This is a genomic window from Cellulomonas sp. P5_C6, from assembly GCF_054049635.1.
This window is the reverse complement of record NZ_JBFULZ010000209.1, coordinates 1-6,876: the sequence shown is the minus strand read 5'-3', so window position 1 is coordinate 6,876 and position 6,876 is coordinate 1. Positions and strand designations below refer to the sequence as shown.

The window sequence follows — 6,876 nt, the reverse complement described above, 5'->3', positions numbered from 1 at the left end:
GGCGGTACGACGCCGCCCGGGCTCGATCCGTCACCGAGCCCGGGGGACGCGAGGTCCTCAGGCGTMGACGTCCCGGTCCCGGTGCCGCTCGCCGGCGCGGCGGTCACCCCGGCGGCGATGGTCGCTGCCGCCTGCTGGGCCGCGGTCTGCCACGACTCCGGCAGCGGCGCGTACCCGGGCGGGAGCTCGCCGTCGTCGGTGCCCGGCTTCTGGCCGTTGCCCGCCGCGTACCGGATGAAGGCCGCGTAGGCCGCGCGGGTCGAGGCGTCGCCCGCGGCGGCATTCGTGGCGGCGTAGAYGGGCAAGGTCAGCGGGTACGCGGCCGCGGCCTTCTTGACGGCCGGGGACGCGAGGTCGAGCGACCGCACCTGCGGTTGCGCGCTGGTGGGCGTCATCACGTCCGCCGCCGCTGCCATCGCCGCGGTGGTCGGCGTCACGAAGGCGCCCGCCGGGTTGCGCAGCGCCGCCGTGTAGACCTGGTACTTGGCGGCCGACGCGGTGCCCGTGATGCCGAGCAGCTTCTGCGCGCCGGGCAGGTCCCGGGCCGAGGCCGTGTACTTGTGCGGCACCGCGAACCCGTCCCAGGGCCCCAGCACGCGACCGTCGCCGCGGAGCACCCAGTAGCCGGCGGTGTCCAGGTCGTTGGCGTACGGCCGCCAGGTGACCAGGTTGACCTCGCTCAGTCCGCCCGGGTCCTTCACGATGTCGACCGAGATCGGGTCGGCCTTCGGGAAGCTGTCGGTGGGGTAGGTGGCGGGCACGCCGTTGGGGTTCTTGGCGGCGTCGGTGGAGCTGTACGGGTTGACGACCATGCCCCACGGGTCGGGCGTGCCGGCCAGGAACGCGACCGCCTCGGGGTCCGACAGCACGTAGTTCCACATCGCCACGGCCGAGTCCGACCGCCCGAGCGGCTCGAGGGCGTCCGCGAGGGCCGGGGACGTGAGGTTCTGGTACTTCCACATCGGGTCGTTGACCTCGAGGAAGTCCGGGTCCTTGGTGAGGTTCTGCGGGTTCGACGCGAGGTACGGCGCGTCGGCGTACTGCGGGATCGAGGCCACGTAGGAGCTGGTCAGCAGCTTGGCCACGAGCCGGGGCGTGAGGTTCAGCGTGGTGACGGGCTGGTGGTCGAGGACCTTGACGTCGTCCGGGACGGCCCCGGGGTTGAGGGCGTCCGAGACGTGGTCGACCGCGAAGGCGAAGGTCAGGCCGGTGATCGCCACGGGGGCATAGGTGAGGTCGTCGGTCGCGTCCTCGCCGAGGGGCCGGGTGGTCAGGGCGAGCGGCGCCGTGCTCGTGCCGGCGGCGATCGCGAGCTGGTCGGCCTCGTTGGCGACGATCAGGCTGTAGATCGAGCCGCCCGCCGCGCCGCACAGCTTCGGCTGCCACGACCCCACCGCCGCCGCGAGCAGCTCCGTGCCGGCCATCGCCTTCTCGGCCGCGCCGAGCGCGCACCGCACGCCGAGCGGCTTGAACTGCAGCGGGACGGCCAGCCGGTGCGTCCAGTTCTCCCACAGCAGCGCCGACTTGGTGACCGAGGCCTCGCCCAGGTCGTGGTCCCCCCGCGGGATCACGACGAGCCAGCACGCCTGCCCGGCGACCGAGCCGTCCTGGGTGGTGACCGGGTTGCCGCAGCCCAGCCCGGGCGCCTGCATGTTGGTCTGCACCTCGAACGTCGCGGTCCCGGCGCCGGCGGCCCCGAAGGGCGCCCAGTCGAGCTCGTTGGTGGTGTTCTTGGTGAAGAACTCGTTGTTGTCGATGTCGGCGCTCGAGACGATCGTGCCGCCGGCGATCGTCTGCAGCGTCTTGCCCGTGACCGACCTGAAGGGGATGGACACCTGCGGCGGGTCGAAGACGCCGTTGCCGGGGTAGAGGTAGGCGCCGTCCTCGGGCGAGACGTTCTCCACGCTCGACCTCGTCGAGGTCCGGGACTGCCCGGGGAGCCCGAGCGCCTGGCCCGCGCCGTACTGGCACGTCGTCCGGTCCGGCTGGCGCTGGCCGTTCGCGTCCAGCACCGGGTTGCCGTCGGCGTCCAGGAGGTCGCCCCAGCACTGGAGGACCTGCAGGAAGTTCGCGCCTGCGACCTGGTTGTTCGGCTGCGACGACTGCCGACCGCCGGAGTACTTGAGCTTGATGCCCTGGCTGATCAGGTCGGTGGTCTGCGAGACCGTCACGGACAGGTCCGGGAACGGGGCGTTCGCCGCGTCGGGGTCCTGCTGCGCTGCGGTGACCGTGACCGCCGAGGAGTCGTCGGCACGCGCCTGGTCCGGGAGCAGGAGGCCCGTGCTGAGCAGGGCACCGACGACGCCGAGCCCGACGACCGTCGACCGGAAGACGGTCGATCCCCAGAGGTTCCGGGCGGTTCGTGCGGCGGTGCTCACAGTGCTCCCGTGCTCGTCCGAGGGCGCGTGTCGCGCTCGATACGAACCCTGGGCGGCGCTGGTGGAGCGACGGTGAACGGGACGGGAACGACGTCAGCCGTGCACGTTGCCCACGTCCGTCCGGCAGGAGGTCAGACGTCCGTGGGGGCGTTGCGCAGGCGCCGGKAGACGAGGGGCGGGAGCGCGATCGCCGCGAGCAGCAGCACCGCCGCGCCCACCATCACCCACGTCGGGCTCGCGCTCGCGGGCATCACGAAGGCCGCCGACACCGCGGAGCCCGAGCCCCCGCCCGACGAGTCGATCGGCTGGCCGAGGTCGTCGTACGCGACCGCGTCGACCGGGCCGTCCGCCGCCGCACCGCCGTCACCGGCGCCGCCCGTGCCGGCACCCCCCGTGCCAGGATCCGCCGCCGCGTCCGCGCCACCCCCGCCGCCGGACCCGGCAGTGACGGCTGTCGGCGCCAGGGCGCCGCCGGTCCCCGTGGTGCACTGGCTGGTGCCGCCCTTCTTGTCGCACGCGGCCGGCTGCGGCGCGGAGGCCGCCAGCTGGTTGCTCGCCGGGTTGTCACCGGGCTTGAAGGTCGGGTTGTTGCACGTCGCCAGGTCCATGCCCGCCGGGTCGGCCCCGGGGATCCGCTTGATCTGGTCCGCCGCCGCCTGCACGAGGTTCATGGGCAGCGGCGAGTACCCCAGGCTGTCCGCCTGCTGTTGGCCCTCGCAGATCATGTACGAGGCGAACGTGCCGAGCGTGCGCCCCTTGACCTCGGTGAAGATCCCCGCCACCTGCGTCGGGACGATCAGGTAGGAGTAGCTGGAGAGCGGGTACGTCCGCGGGTCCGCGTTGTTGTAGACACCGTCGAGGATCTGCGTCAGGTAGTCCGGGGACCCGGGATCGGTGTTGATCTTCGCGGCGAGCAACCCCACGGCGACGGCCTGGGCGGTGGGCTCGATGTAGTAGCCGGCGGCGTTCAGCACCTTGACCACGGGGAAGCCGGACTTCTTCGCGTACGAGTACTCGACGTACGTGATGGCGCCCTCGCCGTAGTTCTGGGCGACGTAGCCCGAGACGCCGTCCGAGCCGCGCTGTGCCTTGGCCCCGCCGAAGATCGGGTACTGCGAGGTGAAGCCGCACGTGGACGCCCGGCCGACCTTCGCGCAGAACGTCTGCCAGAGGCTGGAGAACTGCTTCGACATCCAGAGCGTGAACTGCGCGGTCGTGCCGGAGCCGTCGGACCGGATCACGGGCACGATCGGCCGGGCGGGCATGGCCAGGCTCGGGTTGTCGGCCTTGATCGCCGGGTCGTCCCACGAGGTGATCGCACCCGTGAAGATCTTGGTGATCGTGTCGCCGGAGAGCCGCAGGTTGGTCACCTGCTTGCCGCCGATCTTGAGGTTGTACATGAACGACGTCCCGCCGGCCACGATCGGCATGTACGCGTAGCCGTTCGCCGGGCGCTCGGGCGGCGAGCCGTCCTCCGGCGAGGTCTGGAACGGGATCTCGCTGATCGCGAAGTCGACGGAGCCCGAGATGAAGTCACGCCGCCCCTGCGACGACCCGACGCCCGAGTAGTTGACGGTCATCCCGTAGTTCGAGGCCACGTTGCGCCGCCACTGGTCCAACGCGTTCTGCGACCAGGTCGACCCGGTCCCCGTGATGGGGACGTACCCGTCGGCGAGCGCGGCGCTCGCGGGCACGACGACGCCGAGCACGGCCAGGACAGCAGCGAGGGCGAGCACCACGCGTCGGCGGCTCATCGGGGGATCTCCTGGTCGGTGGGTGGGGTCAGGTGGCTCGCGTCGATGCGGGCGACGTCGCGCGCCGACCGCTCCCGGGCTCGCCTGCGCTGGCGGTCGCTGAGCTGGCCGGGACCCCGGCCCCCGATGACGCGTGCGATGCCGAACAGGGCCAGGACCAGCATCATCAGCACGGCCGCGGCGCCGAAGCCCCGCGCGACCATGGCCGGCTCGGGCGAGCGGACGAAGTCGAAGACCTGCAGGGGCAGCGAGATCATCGGGCCGTGGAACGGATCGGTGTTCATCACCGACGTCACGCCGGACGTCAGCAGGACCGGGCTGGTCTCGCCGATGCCGCGGGCCGTGCCGAGGATCACCGCGGTCGCCAGACCGGACCGGGCCGTCGGCAGCACCACGTGCCAGACGGTGCGCCAGCGGTTCGAGCCCATGGCGTAGGAGGCCTCACGCAGGGGGTTCGGCACGAGCCGCAGGACGACGTCGGACGAGCGGATGATGATCGGCAGCATCATCACGGTGATCGCGATGGCGGCGGCGAAGCCTGAGCGCTCGTGGGTGACCAGCTGGATCACGGAGGCGTAGACGAACAGCCCGGCGACGATGGACGGCAGCGCGGTCATGGCGTCGGTCACGGTCCGCACGAACCGCGCGAACGGGCCGCCCACCTCGTTGAGGAACACGGCCGTGGCCACGCCGAGCGGGATCGAGATGACCAGCGCGATGCCCAGCTGGATGAGGGTGCCGACGATGGCGTGCCGGATGCCGCCGACCGTCAGCGGGTCGAGCGGTCCCGCCAGCTCCATCGTCTGCGTGAAGAGGTTGAGGTGGCGCAGGGCAGGCAGTCCGCGCCCGACCGTGTAGATCACGATGAACGCGAGCCCGCAGAACAGGATCACGCCGGCAGTCGCCAGCAGCACCGTGACGACGCTGTTCATCACCTCCTGCCGGTCGCCGTGCAGCGAGACCAGGAGCGCGTAGCACCCGATGAACGCCAGCAGCGCGACGACGGTCCACCCGATCGCCGACTGCAGGGGGGTCAGCCAGCCGAACAGCAGGGTCGCGATGGCGACGGCGGCCGCGGCGCCCCCGAGCACGTCGAACCGCTCGACCCGGGTGGCCGTCCGCACCGCGCGACGAGGACCGACCGGGCCGGTGCTGACGGGAGTCTCGGTGCGCGCGGCGGTGTCGGGCTGGGTCTGCACAGTCATCGGGTCACCCCAGGCTCTGGGCGCCGGAGCGCGACCGGGCGACGATCGACGACGCGCTGAAGTTGATGACGAGCGTGACCAGGAACAGCACGAGACCTGCGGCCATGAGCGCCGAGAGCCCGAACGGGCTGGCCTCGCCGTAGCGCAGCGCGATGAGGGCCGAGACCGAGTTGGTCCCCGAGCGCAGCACCTGCCAGTTGATGACGAACACCGGCGAGATGATCATGTAGACCGCGATGGTCTCCCCCAGGGCCCGCCCGAGGCCGAGCATGGTCCCGCCGACGATCCCGCCGCGACCGAACGGCAGCACGACGGTCCGGATGACGCCCCAGCGGGTGGCGCCGAGCGCGTAGGCACCCTCCCGCTCCCCGACCGGCGCCTGCGAGAACGACTCGCGCATGATCGACGTCGTCGTGGGCACCACCATCAGCCCGACGACGATCCCGGCGATGAATGCGGAGGACGTGAAGAAGCTCGCGTCGGACACCGCCTTGCCCTCGCCGTCCGTGACGGCCAGGAACGGGACGAACGCGAAGGTCGTCGAGACCCAGCGCGAGACCGGGATGACGGCCGACTGCAGGAAGTACACGCCCCACAGCCCGAAGATGATGCTGGGCACCGCCGCCATGAGGTCGACCAGCGAGACGAGGGCCGCCCGGGCGCGCCCGGCGACGACCTCGGAGAGCAGCAGCGCCGTGCCCAGCGCCAGCGGGAACGCGATGACCAGGGCCACGAGGGCGATCGTCACGGTCCCGAAGAGCACGGCGGCGACCCCGAAGCGCTGGGTCTCCGGCATCCACTCGCGCTCGGTCAGGAAGGACAGGCCGGCCGTGCGCAGCGCCTGGCTGGCCCGCAGCGACAGGAAGAGCCCGACCGCGAGCATGATCCCGACGGTCACCCCGCCGGCCGCGTAGGCGGTCCGCCGGAACGCGGTGTCCGCCCCCGACGGTCGGGACGTGAGCGTGCGCCGGACCGGCTGCTCGGGAGTCGGCGGGATGCTCGCCGGACGCTCGTCGAGCAGCGTCATGTCGTCTCCGTCCTCGGGCAGGGGAGCGTCGGCGGCCGCCGGACGTCGGACGCGATGGTCCGGACCGCGGATGAACGACGCCCGACGCCGCGACGTACGCCGGGCCCCCGAGGGACGACGACGCCGCGTCGTCCCTCTACGGCGACGGCGACGCGGTGGGCGACGGGCTCGGCGTCGGGGTCGGGGACGGCGTGGGCGACGGCGGGGGCGTGCCGAGGTCGAGGGCGACGGCCGAGCCGACGGCGAGCTCGACGTCGGCCGGCGGGGACGTCGCGAGCACGGCAGCAGACCCACCGCCCGAGCGTTCGGGCACGAGGCCTGCCGCGCGGACCGCCGCCTCGGCGGCGTCGGGACCCAGGCCGACCACGCGCGGCACGATCGTGGTGCCGGACGCTGCCTCGAGGCCGACGACGGTCCCGGGCGGCACCGGGACACCGACCGCCGGCGACGTACGCAGGACCGTCCCCGCGGCCGCGGGGGCCGGCACTGCCGACACCGCGCCGGCCCGCAGG

General features: G+C 72.6%; 5 protein-coding genes. All 5 read right to left on the bottom strand.

Annotated features, from left to right (window positions below):
• Window positions 1–2,378 (bottom strand): hypothetical protein (locus ACXJKG_RS17995; RefSeq protein ID WP_456847113.1); only part of this gene is annotated, 2,378 nt, incomplete at its 3' end.
• Between the two features lie 131 nt (window positions 2,379–2,509).
• Window positions 2,510–4,132: a phosphate ABC transporter substrate-binding protein PstS gene (gene pstS, locus ACXJKG_RS17990; RefSeq protein ID WP_456847112.1), complete on the bottom strand. Its 1,623-nt coding sequence runs from the start codon at window positions 4,130–4,132 to the stop codon at window positions 2,510–2,512.
• The gene (pstA, locus tag ACXJKG_RS17985) at window positions 4,129–5,337 is read right to left on the bottom strand and encodes a phosphate ABC transporter permease PstA (RefSeq protein ID WP_456847111.1); all 1,209 of its coding nucleotides are present in this window, start codon (window positions 5,335–5,337) and stop codon (window positions 4,129–4,131) included. Before pstA ends, pstS begins: the two co-directional genes overlap by 4 nt.
• Before the next feature lie 4 nt (window positions 5,338–5,341).
• Entirely contained in the window at window positions 5,342–6,364 is a 1,023-nt protein-coding gene (gene pstC / locus ACXJKG_RS17980; protein WP_456847110.1) for a phosphate ABC transporter permease subunit PstC, read from the bottom strand.
• A gap of 136 nt (window positions 6,365–6,500) precedes the next feature.
• Window positions 6,501–6,876 (bottom strand): PASTA domain-containing protein (locus ACXJKG_RS17975; protein ID WP_456847109.1); only part of this gene is annotated, 376 nt, incomplete at its 5' end.